We start from the raw sequence: 16,432 nt of genomic DNA on the forward strand, positions 1-16,432 counted from the left end.
AACGGGCTGACGGAGCCTCACAAGCGCGGGGTCAGTGCTCGTGCGGCCCGCCGCGGTGCACCGGCCCGTGCCCGTCGTCGCAGTGCTCGTCGCGGGGGCGGTCCCGGGCCTCGACGGCCGACCGCCCCAGGGTGAGCAGGTCCTGGCCCAGCTGTTCGCCGACGTGGTCGACCTGGAGGGTGGTGTGGGTGATCCGGTACTCCTCCCGCAGGGTGCGCTGGAGGTCGCGGCGGACGGCGTGGCAGTCGCCGCCGGGAGCGACCAGGACGTGGGCGGATAGGGCGGGTTCGCCGGAGGTGATCTCCCAGATGTGCAGGTCGTGGATCTCTTTGACCTCCGAGCCGGAGATCAGCCGGTCGGCCACCGCGTCCGGGTCGATGCCGGCGGGCGCGGCCTCCAGGAAGATCCGCCCCGAGGCCCGGACCAGGCCGAGGCCGGCCTTGAGCATCAGGGCGACCACGATCAGCGAGGCGATGGGGTCGGCCCGGGTGAAGCCGGTGGTCACGATGACCAGACCGGCCACCGCGGTGGCGACGAAGGCGTAGAGGTCGGTCAGCACGTGCTGGAAGGCGCCCTCGACGTTCAGCGAGCTGCGGTTGGCCCGGGACAGGCACCAGGTGGCCGCGACGTTCACCACGATGCCGACCAGCGCGGTGACCAGCACCAGCGAGCCGGTCACCTCCGGCGGTTCGAGCAGCCGGACCACCGCCTCGTAGCCGAGCCAGGCGGAGAGCAGCAGCAGGGTGATCCCGTTGGCCTGGGCGGAGAGGATCTCGGCCCGCTTCAGCCCGTAGGTGTAGCCGCCCCGGGCGGGCCTCCTGGCGAGGGCCATCGCGATCAGCGCGAGCACGATGGAGACCGCGTCGGTGAGCATGTGCGCGGCGTCCGAGAGCAGGGCCAGCGACCGTGCGGCGAGACCGACCACCACCTCGCCGGCCATGAAGAGCACGATCAGCGCCAGCGCGCCCAGCAGCCAGCGCCGGTCGGCGTCGGCGGAGACCCCGTGGGAGTGACCGCCGTGGGAGTGGCTGCCGTGGGAGTGCCCGTCCGGTCCGTGTGCGTGTCGGTGGTTCGCCATGGTGGTCCCCTTCCCGCCCGGCGTGCCGCGCACCGGTTCCGGGCCGTTCATCAGCCGGTCGGCCGTCTGCGCTAGGGTTCCGCCGCCCAACAGTGATCACCGAGGAGGGGCGGGACGTGCCGGAGCGTCAGGAACGGGTGTCGCTGGGCACCATCGCCGTCGAGTGGGGCCGGATCGGCTGCACCGGCTTCGGCGGGCCGCCGACCCACATCCTGCTGCTGCGCCGGCTCTGCGTGGAGCGGCGCGGCTGGTTGAGCGCCGAGGAGTTCGAGGACGGCATCGCGGCGACCAACCTGCTGCCGGGCCCGGCCTCCACCCAGTTGGCGGTCTTCACCGCCTGGCGGCTGCGCGGCGCCCCGGGCGCGCTGGTCGGCGGGGCCTGCTTCATCGTGCCCGGGCTGCTGCTGATCCTGGCCCTCTCGGTGCTCTTCCTGTCCGACGCCCCGCCCGCCTGGGTGCTGGGCGCGGCGGCCGGTGCGGGGGCGGCCGTCCCGGCGGTGGCGGTGCACGCCGCGGCCGCGCTGGTACCGGGCAGCTGGGCCCGGGCCGGGGGCACGGACGGGGGCACGGACGGGGACCGCGCGGGCCGGGCCCGGTGGATCGGCTACGCGGTGGCCGGGGCGCTGGCGGCGCTGCTCACCGGGCCGTGGCTGGTGCTGGTGCTGCTGGCCGCCGGGCTGGCCGAAGTCGCCGTCCGGCAGCGGAGCCTGACACTTCCCCTGGTGCTCGGGGCGCTCCCCGCCACGGGCGGGCTGGGGGCGCTGGCCTGGGTGGCGTTCAAGGTCGGTGCGCTCTCCTACGGCGGCGGCTTCGTGATCATCCCGCTGATGAGGGCCGACGCGGTGGACAGGTACGGCTGGATGACGGACGGTCAGTTCCTGAACGCGGTGGCGCTCGGCCAGATCACCCCGGGCCCGGTGGTGCAGACCGTCGCCGTGGTCGGGTACGCGGCCGCCGGCCTCGGCGGCGGGCTGCTGGCGGCGGCGGTGGCCTTCGCCCCGTCGTTCCTCTTCGTGCTGTTCGGCGCGCGCCACTTCGACCGGCTGCGGGCCGACCGCCGGGTGCAGTCCTTCCTGACCGGGGCCGGCCCGGCCGTGGTCGGCGCCATCGCCGGGTCGTCCGTCCCGCTCGCCCTCGGGCTGGAGTACGGCTGGCAGATCGCCGTCCTCGCCCTCGCCCTGGCCTGGTTGCTGGCGGCCCGCCGCTCCGTGGTGGCCTGCCTGCTGCTGGCCGGAACGGCGGGCGCGCTGATCGGCCCCTGGTACGGACTCTGACCGGCCGTCACGTCCAGCCGGGGTCGGCGGGCCCGCGTCAGCCGACCGGGGTGGGGACCATCGCCGCCGTCACCAGGGACTGCATCACCCGCAGGTCGGTGCCCTGCTCCGGGTGCCACTGCACGCCGAGCACGAAGCCCTCTCCCTCGACCGCCTCCACGGTGCCGTCCTCGGCCCGGGCGCTGACCGTCAGGCCCTCGCCGACCCGGTCCACCGCTTGATGGTGGAAGGTCGGCACCACCACCTCGGCCTCCGGCAGCAGCTCCGCCAGCCGGGTGCCCGGCAGCGGCCGGATCGGATGGGAGCCGTAGTGGTTGGGCGAGCCCAGGTGGGCGGCGCCCTCCTCCAGGTGCTGGATCAGCGTGCCGCCGCAGACCACGTTGAGCAGCTGCATGCCCCGGCAGATGCCGAGCACCGGCAGGCCGGAGGCGAGGGCGGCGCGCAGCAGCGCGGCCTCCCAGTGGTCGCGCTCGGGGGCGAAGGCGCGGGTCCTGGGGTGGGGCTGCTCGCCGTAGAGCGAGGGGTTGACGTCCGGGCCGCCGGCGATGACCAGCCCGTCCACCCGGGCGAGCAGGTCGGGGGCGTGCTCCGCGGGCTGCGGGGGCAGCAGCAGCGGGATGCCGCCGGCCTCCTGCACCAGCAGGGGGTAGCGGTGCGGGAGCAGGACGGCGCGCTGGGCGTCCCAGTGGTCCCACTTGGCCTCGGTGAGGTAGGTGCTGATGCCGATCACTGGTCTGTTGGTCATGGCCGGGATTCTGCCGCGTCCGGCCCCTCCCGTACGCAGGATTCGCGCGGGCCCCACCCGTACGCCCGAGGCTCCGTCAGGTGGCCGGACCGCCTCCCGGAGGGTTCTCAGCGGAATCTCATCGAAAAACGGGCGGAAAGGGCCGTCAACTGATACCGCGTTTATCCGGGGCGCCTTACATTTTCTGGCGTGAGCGAGCAGATTCCCGCCGGGTGGTACCCGGACCCGCAGGACACCACGAGCGACCCGAGGCCGCAGCGCTGGTGGGACGGGCAGGGCTGGACGGCCTCCACCCGGCCCGCGCCCGCGGACGCCCCCGCCGCGGCCCCGGCCGATGAGGCCGTCCCGGCCGCTCCGGCAGCCCCGGCCGCTCCGGCCGAGGACGCGCCGACGGTGCTGTCGGCGCCGGTGGCCGAACCCACGCCCACGGTGCTGACGGGGGAGGTGCTGGAGAACGGCGCCGCGTACCGCTACCCGGAGCCGCCGCTGCCCCCCTCGGCGCAGCCCCGTCCGAGGTCCGGTCCCGGCAAGCCGGTGCTGATCGCCGCCGCCGTGGCGGCGCTGGCCGGTCTGCTGGTCGGATCCGGCGTCACCTACCTGGCGATGGACGGCCGGGCCGACCGCCGCGCCTCGGACCGGGTCCGCCCCGACTTCCGTCCGGGCGGGGACGGTGCCGAGGGCCGCCGGGATGTCCCCGACGCGCCGGGCTCCTCGGCCTCCCCGAAGAGCCCGGACGGCAAGGGCCCCGACGGCAGGGGCGGCCGCAACGGCGGCCTGGCCGTGGACGTGGTCAACAAGCTGAGCCTCTCCGTCCCCTCCGGCTGGACGGCCGGCACCACCAAGGACGGCTTCGCCGCCATGTCGGTCGGCTCCTACACCTGCGCCAGTGGCGAGGGCGAGTGCTCCCTGGGCGGTGCCAACACCGGTCAGCTCCAGGGCAGCGACCCCAAGCAGGCCGCCGAGCAGGACATCAACGCGGCCGCCGAGCAGTCGTACGGCAAGGTCAAGTCCCACGAGCAGCTCAAGTCCGAGCCGATCGCGGTGGACGGCCGGGACGGCTGGCTGGTCCGCTGGAAGGTGGACGCGCCCGAGGGCAACGACGGCTACGTCCAGACGGTGGTCTTCCCGGCCGCCGACGGCAAGGGCCTGGCCACCATCCACCTCGGCTTCGACATCGCCGACAAGGCGCCCACGCTCAGCCAGATGGACAGGATCGTGGAGTCGGTCAAGGCCTTCAACGGCAAGATCGGCGAGGGCGGCACCGGCACCTGACACCCCCTCACCCCGGACCCGGACGGCCCCGCACTCCTCCCCGCGGGGCCGTCCGCACGTGCTCAGCCCTTGATGGTCCCGATGCTGTTCGCCTGGATCACCTTGCCGTGGAAGGTCCCGCCGGTGATCACGTTCTCCGCGCCCTGGTGGACCTTCACCGTGGTGCCGCCGTGCTCCGAGACCAGCGCCCGGAGCTCCTCCGCGAAGGCCGGGTTCTCCTCCACCGCGCGGCGCAGCCACTCGGTCAGTGAGGTCTGGTCCCCGTACTGCTCGAACTCCTCGCGGGCGATCTCCAGTTCGGCCGTGACCACCTCCTCGCGGTCCCGCCCGAAGTACGCGGCCACCCGGTTGCGGACGGCCTGCCACGCGCTGGTGGTCATCGCACCCGTCAAGGTGGTGGCCACCGCGGTGATCAGCTCGGCTTCCATGTCCCCTGCCCCCTGGCCTCGGTGATGTCCCGTCAGACTAGGACAGGGCACGGACGGCCGTCAGAGGAACGTCCGACCCTCGCCCCGGTACGTCGGGACGGTGGCCGTCACCCGGTCGCCCTCGATCAGGTGCAGCTCGGCGAAGCGCTCGCACAGCTCGCCCGCCTTGGCGTGCCGGAACCACACCTTGTCCCCGATCCGCAGGTCGTCCGCGGCCGCGCCGAGCAGCGGCGTCTGCACCTCCCCGGCGCCCTCCTGCGGGTCGTAGCGCAGCCCGGCCGGCAGGTACGGCACGGGGGAGCGGTCGGCGCCCGCCGCGCCCGAGGCGGGGTACCCGCCGCCGAGCACGGTGACCACCCCGAGCCCGGGCCGCCGCACCACCGGCTGGGCGAACAGCGCGGCCGGACGCCCTTGGAACGAACGGTAGTTGTCGAACAGCCGGGGCACGTACAGCCCCGAACCGGCGGCCACCTCGGTCACCGCCCGCTCCGCCACGGTGGACTCCACGCTGCCGGTGCCGCCGCCGTTGACGAACTCCAGCTCGGCCACCTCGCGCAGCCGCCGCACCACCGCCGCCCGCCGCACCGCCAGCTCGCGCCGCGCCTTGGCCTGCATCGCCTGGATCACCCTGGAGCGCACCGGCCGCCCGGCCAGCGAGTCGCCCACCCCGGCCACGTGGCCCTCGTACGCCATCAGCCCGACCACCCGGAAGCCCGGGCGGCGCTGCACCAGCTCGGCGAAGGCGCCCAGCGCCTCCGGGGTGCGCAGCGGCGCCCGCCGGGCCCCGATCCGGACCTTGCCGCCCAGCAGCTGCAGCGAGGTGTCCAGCTCCAGGCAGACCCGGACCTCCTCGGTGCCCTCGCGGGCCGCGTCGATCAGCTCCAGCTGCGCCGGGTCGTCCACCAGCACGGTGACCTCGGCGGCCAGCTTCGGATCCGCCGTCAGCTCCGCGTACCCGGCCCGGTCGGCCGAGGGGTAGGCCAGCAGCACGTCCTTGAAGCCCTCGCGGGCCAGCCAGAGCGACTCGGCCAGGGTGAAGCTCATCACCCCCGCGAAGCCCTCCACCGCCAACGCCCGCTCCAGCAGCGCCCGGCAGCGCACCGACTTGCTCGCCACCCGCACCGGCTTGCCGTTCGCCCGGCGGACCAGATCGGCGGCGTTGGCGTCGAAGGCCGCCAGGTCCACCACCGCCAGCGGCGCGTCCAGGTGCGCGGTGGCCCGGTCGTACCGGGCCCGGTCGGCGGCGAGGCCGGGAGCCGTGAGCTTGGTCATGGCCGCAGACTGCCACAGCTCCGTACTCATGGGTAGGGGGTTGTCAGTGCGTCAACTCCCCGGTCAGCGCGCCCGCGGCGGCCTTCGCCAACCCCTCGACGGTGGCGATCCCGGCCCCCTCGTCCGCCGACCCCTCGGTCAGCACCGCCACCAGCAGCTCCCGGCCGTCGTACGTCACCCGGCCGATGCTGTTCACCGCCCACAGGCCGGTGGCGCTGCGCGGCAGCCAGCCGTTCTTCAGCGTGTACGCGCCGTCCTGGTCGGCCGCCGAGACGCCCCAGTCCTGGTCCGCCTCCACCTGCCCCATCAGGGACTGCAGGTACGCCTGCGAGCCGGCGGTCAGCGGTGAGCCGGAACCGGAGCCCGAGCCGAAGACCACCTGGAGCAGCCTCAGCTGGTCGGCGGCCGTGGTGGTGGTCAGGCCCCAGTAGCCGTCCGTCCCGGCGGTGGTGGCGGTCAGGCCGAAGGCCGCGTTGGCCTCGTCCAGCCCGGCCGCCCCGCCGACGGCGCTCCACAGGGCGTCGGCCGCGTCGTTGTCGCTCTGCTCGATCATCAGGGTCGCGGTGGCCTTCTCGTCCGCGCTCAACTCCCGCCCGGCGCGCTGGCGTTGCCAGAGCAGGGCGGCCAGCAGATCGGCCTTGACGATGCTCGCGGTGACGAACGACCCGCCCCCGTAGACCGCGCTCGCCCCGCTAGCGGTGTCCAGCACCGCGACGGAGGCCCCGCCCTCGGCGGGTACCTGCGCGGCGGCCGAGGCCAGCACGGCGTTCAGGTCCACCGGCGTCGGTGTGGGCGTTGGCGTGGGTGTCGGTGTCGGTGTCGGTGTCGCGGCCACCGCCTGGGCGTTGACCACCGCCGCCGGGTGCGCTCCGCCGCCGTCCGCCTGCGCCACCCACACCCCGCCCGCCGTCAGCGCCAGCACCGGCAGCAGCAGCGCACCCCCGATCCTGCTCCTGCTCCCGCGCGTCCCTGTCATGCCGTCGACCCTCCGCCGCGCCCATGGACGTGGCCTGAGCCGCCGATGAGCACCGGCTGAGAATGCGACCGCCCGGTTGGCATACCCTCAAGCGGGTGGAGCAGCAGAAGAACATCCCGAACCCCGGATTCGCCGACGACGACGGCACCGCCGATCCCCGTCTGACCGCGGCGCTGGCCGCCTGGCAGCAGAGCGGGGCCGGCGAGCCGGAGGTGCTGGCCGCCCTGACGGGCAGTCGGCTGATGGTTCCGATCGTCGCCCTGCTCGGCGAGGTCGAGGTCGACGCCCACGGCCACAAGCACGAGAAGACCAGCGACATGGCCGTCCCCGTGATCGAGGCCCCGGACGGCCGCCGCGCGCTGCCGGCCTTCACCTCGCTGGCGTCCATGGCCGCCTGGCGCGCCGACGCCCGCCCGGCCCCGGTCGCGGCCCCGCAGGCCGCGATGGTCGCCTACTCCGAGCGCGCCGACACCCTGCTGGTCGACCCGGCCGGGCCCGTCACCTACACCCTCACCGGCGCCCGGCTGCGTGCCGTCGCCGAGAACCGCCCCTACCTGCCGCCCGCCGAGGACCCGGACGTCCGGGCCGCCGTGCAGGCGCTGGTCGAGGCCGAGCCGGCCGTGCTCCGCGCCGAGCTGCGCCCGGGCACCGAGACCGACGCCGTGCTCGCCCTCTCCCTCGCCGAGGGCACCGCGGTCCAGGAGCTGGCCCAGCGCCTGGCCACCGCCCTGGCCGCCGACGACACCCTCCGCGTCCGCCTCGACCGCGGCCTCGACCTCGCCCTGCTCGGCTAGCGCCGGCGGCTACGCCCTCGAGGGCGCGGGGCTCTGCTGATGTGCGGCTCCGCCGCGCGGGCGCGGAGGGGATTCGGCGGCAGTGCCGTGGCCGGCGGAAGTGGCTACGCCGTCGGGGGCGCGGGGAACTGCGCGAGTCCGGAAGGCGGACCAGCGCTAGGTCGGGGCAGGCGAGCCAGTTGCAGCACCTGCCGTTCCCCCGCGCGCAGTTCCCCGCGCCCCCGGTGTGACCACCTACGCGAGCCGGGCGCTACCAGAGAAGTGGTCAGCTGTAGACCGGGCCGGTGAACTTCTCGCCCGGACCGGAGCCGGGAGCGTCCGGCACCAGCGAGGCCTCGCGGAAGGCCAGCTGGAGCGAGCGCAGCCCGTCGCGGAGCGGGGCGGCATGGAAGTTGGAGATCTCCGGGGCGCCGGCGGTGACCAGCCCGGCCAGGGCGGTGATCAGCTTGCGGGCCTCGTCCAGGTCCTTGTCCTTCTCGCCGCCCTCGGCGAGGCCGCACTTCACCGCGGCGGCGCTCATCAGGTGCACCGCGACGGTGGTGATCACCTCGACGGCGGGGACCTCGGCGATGTCGCGGGTGAGGTCGTCGAAGCCGATCTCGTCGTCGTGGGGAGTGGTGTCGTCGCTCACGGGTGCTCACTTCTTCTGATGGAGGCGTACACCAGGGAGCGTACCGAGCACCCGCCCGGTGACCGCCCGCCGGAGGCGGAATACCGCACCCTCCGGAAACGCTGGTATGCTTCGAGACTGACCGGCCAGGAGATCTTCGGATCGCCCGGCCAGCAAGTGGAGGCTCCACTCACAGGAGGCCCGAGAGGGCAACCGCGAAAGTCTCCCACCTGATCGGCCTAGCGGTCGACGGGTCCGGTCCGCGACACCTGAGCCGCAAGGCTCCAGCGAGTCGCCGCAGCGCCCCTCCGAGGGTGCAGCCCCGGTCTGTGGAGCCCCGCTTGTATACCGAGCGGGGCTTTTTTCGTGCCGCGGTGCGTACGCCAGTGGGCAGCGCAGCACGAATGAAGCCCCGCCCAGTGGTCGAGTCCACTACGTGCGACCGCCGTCCGACGGCCGCATCGCAGAAGGTGCAACCGAGGAGGCCCCATCAGCACCGAGCCCCGCATCAACGACCGGATTCGCGTCCCCGAGGTGCGACTCGTCGGTCCCAGCGGCGAGCAGGTCGGCATCGTGCCGCTTGCCAAGGCGCTGGAGCTCGCGCAGGAGTACGACCTCGACCTGGTCGAGGTCGCGGCGACCGCCCGGCCGCCGGTGTGCAAGCTCATGGACTACGGCAAGTTCAAGTACGAGTCGGCCATGAAGGCCCGTGAGGCGCGCAAGAACCAGGCGCACACGGTCATCAAGGAGATGAAGCTCCGGCCGAAGATCGACCCGCACGACTATGACACCAAGAAGGGTCACGTCGTTCGGTTCCTCAAGCAGGGCGACAAGGTCAAGATCACGATCATGTTCCGCGGTCGTGAGCAGTCCCGCCCCGAGCTGGGCTTCCGACTGCTCCAGCGGCTCGCCTCCGACGTCGAGGACCTCGGCTTCGTCGAGTCGTCGGCCAAGCAGGACGGCCGGAACATGATCATGGTTCTCGGCCCGCACAAGAAGAAGACCGAGGCGATGGCCGAGGCCCGTGCGCTGGCCGACGCCCGCAAGGCCGAGCGTCAGGGCCGCACCGTCGGCTCCGACGCCGCCGCGGACGACGACGACGCCGCGCTCGAGGCGGAGAACGCCGCCCTCGAGGCCGAGGCCGACGAGGTGGAGGACGACGAGGTGGAGGCCGAGGCCGCCGCCGAGGAGACCGCCGCCGCGGAGGTCGAGCAGCCGGCCGCGACCGCCCAGGACGCCTGAGCGGTCCGGTCACCCAGGTAGTGGGGCGTCCCGCCCCGCTCACCCGATCAATCCGGCCCCGCCCGCGCGGCAACGCGCGGGCGGGAGCCCGGACCGACGAGGAAGAGACGGCGATATGCCGAAGCAAAAGACGCACAGCGGCGCCAGCAAGCGCTTCAAGATCAGCGGCTCCGGGAAGGTGCTGCGCGAGCGTGCCGGCCGTCGCCACCTGCTCGAGCACAAGCCCTCGACGCTGACCCGCAAGCTGGCCGGCACCGTCGTGATGGCCCCGGCTGACGCGAAGAAGATCAAGAAGCTTCTCGGCAAGTGATCGCCCGCCCGCGGCTGAGGCCGCGGGAGTCCGGCTGATCCTTCCGACCCCATCGTTAACGGACCACGTGAAGTAGTCCGTGGTCCAACCCAAGGAGTAATGAAGTGGCACGCGTCAAGCGGGCAGTCAACGCCCACAAGAAGCGCCGGGTCATCCTCGAGCGGGCCAGCGGTTACCGCGGCCAGCGCTCGCGCCTGTACCGCAAGGCCAAGGAGCAGGTCACCCACTCGCTCGTTTACAACTACAACGACCGCAAGAAGCGCAAGGGTGACTTCCGCCAGCTCTGGATCCAGCGCATCAACGCTGCGGCCCGTGCCAACGGCATCACCTACAACCGCTTCGTGCAGGGCCTGAAGATCGCGAACGTCGAGATCGACCGCAAGATGCTGGCCGAGCTCGCCGTGAACGACCCGGGTGCCTTCGCCGCCCTCGTCGAGGTCGCCCAGAAGGCGCTCCCCGAGGACGTCAACGCCCCGCGCGTCGCCGCCTGAGGCAGATCCCCAGAGGATCCTTCAGCCGTGTAGCTGATCCACCCAGACCCGCAGGTTCGCCTGCGGGTCTGCGTGCTTCCGGGCCCCGCCCGCCCGGGACATCTGACACCGTGTCACAGAGACGAGACCATGCAGAGCACCGAGACCCCCCTGCTCACCTCCCTGCGCTCGCCGCGGGTGATCGCCGCGCGCAAGCTCGCCCGGCGCAACCAGCGGAGCAAGGAGCGGCGCTTCCTGGCCGAGGGCCCGCAGGCGGTCCGTGAGGCGGTGGCGTACGGCCGCCCGGCCGGGTCCGACGAGCACGTGGTGGTCGAGGTGTACGTCACGTTCGAGGCGGCCGAGCGGCACGCCGAGATCGTGGCCGCGGCCGAGGACGCGGGCCTGCCGGTGCTCACCGCGACCGACGAGGTGATCGCGGAGATCTGCGACACCGTCACCCCGCAGGGCATCGTGGCGCTCTGCCGCTTCCTGGACACCCCCTTCGAGGAGGTGCTCAAGGCCCGCCCGCAGCTGGTCGCCGTGCTGGCGCACGTGCGCGACCCCGGGAACGCCGGGACGGTGCTGCGCACCGCCGACGCGGCCGGGGCGGACGCGGTGGTCCTCACCGACGCCTCGGTGGACCCGTACAACCCGAAGGCCGTCCGGGCCTCGGTGGGCAGCCTGTTCCACCTGCCGTTCGCGGTCGGGGTGCCGGTGGAGGAGGCGGTGGCGCGGCTGCGCGAGGCCGGGGTGCGGGTGCTGGCCGCGGACGGGGCCGGCGACCGGGACCTGGACCAGGAGCTGGACGAGGGCACCCTGGGCGCCCCCGGCGCGTGGGTCTTCGGCAACGAGGCCTGGGGTCTGCCGGAGGAGACCCGCGCACTCGCCGACGAGGTGGTGCGGGTGCCCATCCACGGCCACGCCGAGAGCCTCAACCTCGCCACGGCCGCCGCCGTGTGCCTGTACGCCTCCGCGCGCGCCCAGCGGTCCCCGGGAGGGTGTCGCGCGAAGGGGTAGGAGCGCTAGGGTTCGGACGGTGGGGGAACGGACACGGTGGGTGATCGGGGAGGGACCCATGGCCGGTGACGGCGCCGAGCTGGACTTGGACGAGCTGCCGGACGGGGTGGTGGTCGCCGACGCGTCCGGTGTCGTGGTGCGCTTCAACCGGGCGGCCGCCCGGCTGACCGGCATCCGGCCGGAGGCGGCGCTCGGGCTGCCGCTGGAGCAGGCGCTCCCGCTGGAGGACCTGGACGGGCGCCGCTGGTGGCAACTGACCGACCCGTACGGCGGGCTGACGATCCGTACGGGGCAGCCGGAGCGGTACCTGCTGCTGCCCGGCAGCCGGGAGCTGCTGGTCTCCGCCCGCTACGTGCGCGAGCACCGCGGCGGGCCGGTCCGGCGGGTGGTGGTGGCGCTGCGCGGCACCGAGGCGCGCCGCCGCACCGAGCGCAGCCACGCCGAGCTGATCGCCACCGTCGCGCACGAGCTGCGCTCGCCGCTGACCAGCGTCAAGGGCTTCACCCGGACCCTGCTGGCCAAGTGGGAGCGGTTCACCGACGGCCAGAAGCGGGTGATGCTGGAGACCGTCGACGCCGACGCCGACCGGGTCACCCGGCTGATCGCCGAGCTGCTGGACATCTCCCGGATCGACGCCGGCCGGCTGGAGCTCTGCAAGCAGGTGGTCGACCTGCCCGCGGCGGTGCGCCGGCACGTGGAGGGCAAGGTGGCGGCCGGGATCCCCGAGGACCGCTTCGACATCCGGATCGAGCAGCCGCTCACCCAGCTGTGGGCCGACCCGGACAAGCTGGACCAGGTGCTGGCCAACCTGCTGGAAAATGCGGTGCGCCACGGCGAGGGGACTGTCACGATCGAGGTGGCGCCCGCCAAGGAACTGGTGGAGAGCGCCGGGCGCGAATGGGTCCTGGAGGGGACGGCGGTGACGGTCAGCGACGAGGGCAGCGGGATCCCCGAGGAGTCCATGCCGCGCGTCTTCACCCGCTTCTGGCGCGGCTCCAAGCGCGGCGGCACCGGCCTCGGCCTCTACATCGTCAAGGGCATCGTCGAGGCCCACGGCGGCACCATCCGGGTGAGCCGCGCGCCCTCCGGCGGCGCCCGCTTCCGATTTATCCTGCCCGCCGGAGTGCCCGACTTCATGCTGTAGGAGTCGAGAGCCCGGCGGGCGGTTCGCAGGCTGCGACTACACTCGACCATTGCGTTGTGTGACGCCCTGCGCGGCTGTGCCGCGGACACCCTTCTCGACTCGTACGGGAGCGGCTGCCCGTGCCCCGGCCACGCAGTGCGTAATGCAATGGGCGAGGCACCCCCCTTCACGAGCAGGAGCACGGGAAAGATAGCGATGTCGGCACCCAACAAGGACTACGACCCGGTCGAGGTCGAGGCACTCAAGCCCGAAGCGGTCGAGCAGGCCCGGGACGAGGCCGTCGCGGCCTTCGCCGCGGCCGGCTCGCTCGAGGAGCTCAAGCAGGCGAAGGTGGCCCACACCGGCGACCGCTCGCCGCTCTCGCTCGCCAACCGCGAGATCGGTGCGCTGCCCCCGCAGGCCAAGGCCGCGGCAGGAAAGCTGATCGGCCAGGCCCGCGGCGCGGTGAACCAGGCGCTGGCGAAGCGTCAGGTCGAGCTGGAGGCGGAGCGGGACGCCCGCGTGCTGGTCGAGGAGGCGGTGGACGTCACGCTGCCGTTCGACCGCACCCCGCGCGGTGCTCGGCACCCGCTGACCACGCTGGCCGAGCGGATCGAGGACACCTTCGTGGCCATGGGCTACGAGGTCGCCTCCGGCCCCGAGGTCGAGGCGGAGTGGCTCAACTTCGACGCCCTCAACCTGCACGAGGACCACCCGGCCCGCTCGATGCAGGACACCTTCTTCGTGCAGGCCCCGGACGGCTCCGCCGACTCCGGCGTGGTGCTGCGCACCCAGACCTCGCCGGTGCAGATCCGCACCATGCTCGACCGCGAGCCGCCGCTGTACGCGGTGAGCCCGGGCCGGGTGTACCGGACCGACGAGCTGGACGCCACCCATACCCCGGTGTTCCGCCAGGTCGAGGCGATCGCGGTGGACGAGGGCATCACCTTCGCCGACCTCAAGGGCACCATCGAGGTGCTGGTCGAGAAGCTGATCGGCAGTGGTCTCGAACTGCGCTGGCGCCCCTCGTACTTCCCGTTCACCGAGCCGAGCGCGGAGATCGACCTCCAGTGCTTCGTCTGCCGCGGTGAGAGCGTCGGCAACCCGGACCGCCCCTGCCGGACCTGCTCCTCCGAGGGCTGGATCGAGCTCGGCGGCTGCGGCGTGGTCAACCCGCGCGTGCTGGTCGCCTGCGGCGTGGACCCGCAGCGCTACAGCGGTTTCGCCTTCGGCCTCGGCCTGGAGCGGATCCTGATGAACCGTCACAACGTCGCCGACATGCGCGACATGGTCGAGGGCGACGTCCGCTTCACCCTCCCGTTCGGAATGGAGATCTGATGCGCGTCCCGCTTTCCTGGCTGCGCGAGTACGTCGACCTTCCGGCCGGTGAGACCGGCCGCGACGTGGCCGCCCGCCTGGTCCGGGCCGGTCTGGAGGTCGAGACGGTCGAGCAGCTCGGCGGTGACCTCAAGGGCCCGCTGGTGGTCGGTCAGGTGCTCTCCATCGAGGAGCTCACCGGCTTCAAGAAGCCGATCCGGCACTGCTACGTGAACGTCGGCGACGCCAACGGCACCGGCGAGCCGCAGGAGATCGTCTGCGGCGCCCGCAACTTCGCGGTCGGCGACAAGGTGGTCGTGGTGCTCCCCGGCGCCGTGCTGCCCGGCCCGTTCCCGATCGCCGCGCGGCAGACCTACGGCCACACCTCGGCCGGCATGATCTGCTCCGCCCGCGAGCTCGGCATGGGCGACGACCACGACGGCATCATCGTGCTCCCGCCGGAGTACGAGCCCGGCACCGACGCGATCGAGCTGCTCCAGCTGGTCGACGAGGTGCTGGACATCGCCGTCACCCCGGACCGCGGCTACTGCCTCTCCATGCGCGGCGTGGCCCGCGAGGCCGCCGCCGCGTACGGGCTGCCGCTGGCCGACCCGGCGCTGCTCGACGTGCCCCCGGCCAACTCCTACGGCTACCTGGTCAAGGTCGCCGACCCGGCCGGCTGCGACCGCTTCGTGGCCCGCACGGTGACCGGCGTGGACCCGTCCGCGCAGTCCCCGATCTGGCTCCAGCGCCGGCTGCAGAAGTCGGGCATCCGCCCGATCTCGCTGACCGTCGACATCACCAACTACGTGATGCTCGAGGTCGGCCAGCCGCTGCACGCCTACGACCGCGACCGCGTCGACGGCCCGATCCAGGTCCGCCGCGCGGCCGAGGGCGAGCTGCTCACCACGCTGGACGGCAGCAAGCGCAAGCTCTCCGCCGAGGACCTGCTGATCTGCGACAACTCCGGCCCGATCGGGCTGGCGGGTGTCATGGGCGGCGCCTCGACCGAGATCCTCGACCCGGTGACCGACCCGGAGACCGGCATCACCACCGGCTCCACCGAGATCATCATCGAGGCCGCGCACTTCGACCCGGTCACCATCGCCCGCACCGCCAAGCGGCACAAGCTGCCCTCCGAGGCCTCCAAGCGCTTCGAGCGCGGCGTGGACCCGGAGGCCGCCCGGGCCGCCGCCCAGCGCGCGGTCGACCTGCTGGTCCTGATCGCCGGCGGCACCGCCGAGGCCGGTGTCACCGACATCGCCGCCCCGCACCCGGTGCGCACCATCGCCATCGACGCGGACCTGCCGGACCGCGTCGCGGGCACCGAGTACGGCCGCGAGACCGTCACCCGGCGGCTCCAGGAGATCGGCGCCACCGTGGTCGGCGCCGACGTCCTGGAGGTCACCCCGCCGAGCTGGCGCCCCGACCTCACCGACCCGTACGACCTCGCCGAGGAGGTCATCCGGCTGGAGGGCTACGACAACGTCCCCGCCCGGCTGCCCTCGGTGCCCCCGGGCAAGGGCCTGACCGAGGCCCAGCGCTTCCACCGCCGCACCGGCGTGGCGCTGGCCGCGGCCGGCTACGTCGAGGTCAACAACTACCCGTTCCTCGGCGAGGCGGCCTTCGACGCGCTCGGCCTGGAGGCGGGCGACTCCCGCCGACGGACCGTCAAGCTGGTCAACCCGCTGAACGACGAGGAGCCGGCGCTGCGCACCACGCTGCTGCCCGGTCTGCTCGGCGCACTGCGGCGCAACATCGGCCGGGGCAACACCGACCTGGCGATCTTCGAGACCGGCACCGTCTTCCTCCCGAAGCCGGAGCTCAAGGTCGCCCCGCGCCTGCCCGTCGACCGCCGCCCGACCGCCGAGCAGCTGGCCGAGCTGGACGCCGCCCTCCCGCACCAGCCGCGCCGGGTCGCCGTCGCGCTGGCCGGCGAGCGGCTCCCCTCCGGCTGGTGGGGCAAGGGCGCCGGCGCCTCCTGGGCGGACGCCGTCGAGGCGGCCCGCACGGTGGCCCGCGCGGCCGGCGTGGAGCTGACGGTCCGCCAGGCGCAGTACGCGCCCTGGCACCCGGGCCGCTGCGCCGAGCTCTCGGTGGACGGCCGGGTCGTCGGCCACGCCGGTGAGCTCCACCCGCGCGTCATCAAGGCGCTGCACCTGCCCGAGCGCACCAGCGTGATGGAGCTCGACCTGGACCTGCTGGGTGCCGAGAACGCCGACCGGGTCTCCGGCCCGCCGGTCTCCTCGTACCCCGTCGCCACCCAGGACGTCGCCCTGATCGTGGACACCGCCGTCCCGGCCGCCGAGGTCGAGGCCGCGCTGCGCGACGGTGCCGGCGAACTGCTGGAGGCCATCCGGCTGTTCGACGTCTTCACCGGCGAGCAGGCCGGCGAGGGCAAGAAGTCGCTGGCGTACTCGCTGCGCTTCCGCGCGGCCGACCGCACGCTGACGGCCGACGAGGCCACCGGCGCCCGCGAGGCCGCCGTCGCGGCCGCCGCCGCC

The 16,432-nt window shown here is 73.5% G+C and carries 16 protein-coding genes; 10 read left to right on the forward strand and 6 right to left on the reverse strand.

The window, feature by feature from the left end:
* Window positions 1-31: 31 nt before the first annotated feature.
* Window positions 32-1,078, reverse strand: a complete 1,047-nt coding sequence (locus ACWEPF_RS12435) for a cation diffusion facilitator family transporter (RefSeq protein ID WP_452172544.1) — start codon at window positions 1,076-1,078, stop codon at window positions 32-34.
* Window positions 1,079-1,194: 116 nt separating this feature from the next.
* Between ACWEPF_RS12435 and chrA the strand changes: the two genes are divergently transcribed.
* On the forward strand, window positions 1,195-2,352 hold the full coding sequence (gene chrA, locus ACWEPF_RS12440; RefSeq protein ID WP_452172545.1) for a chromate efflux transporter: 1,158 nt from the start codon (window positions 1,195-1,197) through the stop codon (window positions 2,350-2,352).
* A gap of 37 nt (window positions 2,353-2,389) precedes the next feature.
* On the opposite strand, the gene ACWEPF_RS12445 is transcribed toward chrA, so the two are convergent.
* Entirely contained in the window at window positions 2,390-3,097 is a 708-nt protein-coding gene (locus ACWEPF_RS12445) for a gamma-glutamyl-gamma-aminobutyrate hydrolase family protein (protein WP_452172546.1), read from the reverse strand.
* A gap of 189 nt (window positions 3,098-3,286) precedes the next feature.
* Between ACWEPF_RS12445 and ACWEPF_RS12450 the strand changes: the two genes are divergently transcribed.
* A complete protein-coding gene (locus ACWEPF_RS12450) occupies window positions 3,287-4,369 on the forward strand; it encodes a DUF2510 domain-containing protein (protein ID WP_452172547.1) in 1,083 nt (360 codons plus the stop codon).
* A 62-nt stretch (window positions 4,370-4,431) separates the two neighbouring features.
* On the opposite strand, the gene ACWEPF_RS12455 is transcribed toward ACWEPF_RS12450, so the two are convergent.
* Genes ACWEPF_RS12455 through ACWEPF_RS12465 form a run of 3 tightly spaced genes read right to left on the reverse strand, consistent with a single transcriptional unit; the run spans window position 4,432 to window position 7,045 of the window.
* Complete coding sequence (locus tag ACWEPF_RS12455; RefSeq protein ID WP_452172548.1) at window positions 4,432-4,797, reverse strand: hypothetical protein; 366 nt, start codon at window positions 4,795-4,797, stop codon at window positions 4,432-4,434.
* 60 nt (window positions 4,798-4,857) lie between these two features.
* Window positions 4,858-6,069: an amino acid deaminase/aldolase gene (locus tag ACWEPF_RS12460; RefSeq protein WP_345279508.1), complete on the reverse strand. Its 1,212-nt coding sequence runs from the start codon at window positions 6,067-6,069 to the stop codon at window positions 4,858-4,860.
* Between the two features lie 43 nt (window positions 6,070-6,112).
* Complete coding sequence (locus ACWEPF_RS12465) at window positions 6,113-7,045, reverse strand: serine hydrolase (protein WP_452172549.1); 933 nt, start codon at window positions 7,043-7,045, stop codon at window positions 6,113-6,115.
* Between the two features lie 95 nt (window positions 7,046-7,140).
* On the opposite strand from ACWEPF_RS12465, the gene ACWEPF_RS12470 reads away from it, so the two are divergent.
* Entirely contained in the window at window positions 7,141-7,839 is a 699-nt protein-coding gene (locus ACWEPF_RS12470; RefSeq protein WP_449794865.1) for an SseB family protein, read from the forward strand.
* A gap of 265 nt (window positions 7,840-8,104) precedes the next feature.
* On the opposite strand, the gene ACWEPF_RS12475 is transcribed toward ACWEPF_RS12470, so the two are convergent.
* Window positions 8,105-8,470 (reverse strand): DUF1844 domain-containing protein, encoded by a 366-nt coding sequence (locus ACWEPF_RS12475; RefSeq protein WP_345279502.1) that lies wholly within the window; start codon window positions 8,468-8,470, stop codon window positions 8,105-8,107.
* A 468-nt stretch (window positions 8,471-8,938) separates the two neighbouring features.
* Between ACWEPF_RS12475 and infC the strand changes: the two genes are divergently transcribed.
* From infC to pheT, 7 genes are all read left to right on the forward strand, one after another.
* A complete protein-coding gene (gene infC / locus ACWEPF_RS12480; protein WP_452172552.1) occupies window positions 8,939-9,691 on the forward strand; it encodes a translation initiation factor IF-3 in 753 nt (250 codons plus the stop codon).
* A gap of 115 nt (window positions 9,692-9,806) precedes the next feature.
* Entirely contained in the window at window positions 9,807-10,001 is a 195-nt protein-coding gene (gene rpmI / locus ACWEPF_RS12485; protein WP_350638504.1) for a 50S ribosomal protein L35, read from the forward strand.
* A 104-nt stretch (window positions 10,002-10,105) separates the two neighbouring features.
* The gene (gene rplT / locus ACWEPF_RS12490) at window positions 10,106-10,492 is read left to right on the forward strand and encodes a 50S ribosomal protein L20 (RefSeq protein ID WP_345279500.1); all 387 of its coding nucleotides are present in this window, start codon (window positions 10,106-10,108) and stop codon (window positions 10,490-10,492) included.
* Window positions 10,493-10,621: 129 nt separating this feature from the next.
* Window positions 10,622-11,488 (forward strand): TrmH family RNA methyltransferase, encoded by an 867-nt coding sequence (locus ACWEPF_RS12495; protein WP_345279498.1) that lies wholly within the window; start codon window positions 10,622-10,624, stop codon window positions 11,486-11,488.
* Window positions 11,489-11,546: 58 nt separating this feature from the next.
* Window positions 11,547-12,632, forward strand: a complete 1,086-nt coding sequence (locus ACWEPF_RS12500; RefSeq protein WP_345279496.1) for a sensor histidine kinase — start codon at window positions 11,547-11,549, stop codon at window positions 12,630-12,632.
* 195 nt (window positions 12,633-12,827) lie between these two features.
* On the forward strand, window positions 12,828-13,949 hold the full coding sequence (pheS, locus tag ACWEPF_RS12505) for a phenylalanine--tRNA ligase subunit alpha (RefSeq protein WP_345279494.1): 1,122 nt from the start codon (window positions 12,828-12,830) through the stop codon (window positions 13,947-13,949).
* Window positions 13,949-16,432 (forward strand): phenylalanine--tRNA ligase subunit beta (pheT, locus tag ACWEPF_RS12510; RefSeq protein ID WP_452172550.1); only part of this gene is annotated, 2,484 nt, incomplete at its 3' end. The genes pheS and pheT, both read left to right, overlap by 1 nt.

The organism is Kitasatospora sp. NPDC004289 (genome assembly GCF_053602875.1).

Excerpts from the sequence above, each read along its gene's own strand:
- ACWEPF_RS12435 (WP_452172544.1), bottom strand. The coding sequence starts at position 1,078 with ATGGCGAACCACCGACACGCACACGGACCGGACGGGCACTCCCACGGC.
- ACWEPF_RS12445 (WP_452172546.1), bottom strand. The coding sequence starts at position 3,097 with ATGACCAACAGACCAGTGATCGGCATCAGCACCTACCTCACCGAGGCC.
- ACWEPF_RS12455 (WP_452172548.1), bottom strand. The coding sequence starts at position 4,797 with ATGGAAGCCGAGCTGATCACCGCGGTGGCCACCACCTTGACGGGTGCG.
- ACWEPF_RS12460 (WP_345279508.1), bottom strand. The coding sequence starts at position 6,069 with ATGACCAAGCTCACGGCTCCCGGCCTCGCCGCCGACCGGGCCCGGTAC.
- ACWEPF_RS12465 (WP_452172549.1), bottom strand. The coding sequence starts at position 7,045 with ATGACAGGGACGCGCGGGAGCAGGAGCAGGATCGGGGGTGCGCTGCTG.
- rpmI (WP_350638504.1), top strand. The coding sequence starts at position 9,807 with ATGCCGAAGCAAAAGACGCACAGCGGCGCCAGCAAGCGCTTCAAGATC.
- ACWEPF_RS12495 (WP_345279498.1), top strand. The coding sequence starts at position 10,622 with ATGCAGAGCACCGAGACCCCCCTGCTCACCTCCCTGCGCTCGCCGCGG.
- ACWEPF_RS12500 (WP_345279496.1), top strand. The coding sequence starts at position 11,547 with ATGGCCGGTGACGGCGCCGAGCTGGACTTGGACGAGCTGCCGGACGGG.
- pheS (WP_345279494.1), top strand. The coding sequence starts at position 12,828 with ATGTCGGCACCCAACAAGGACTACGACCCGGTCGAGGTCGAGGCACTC.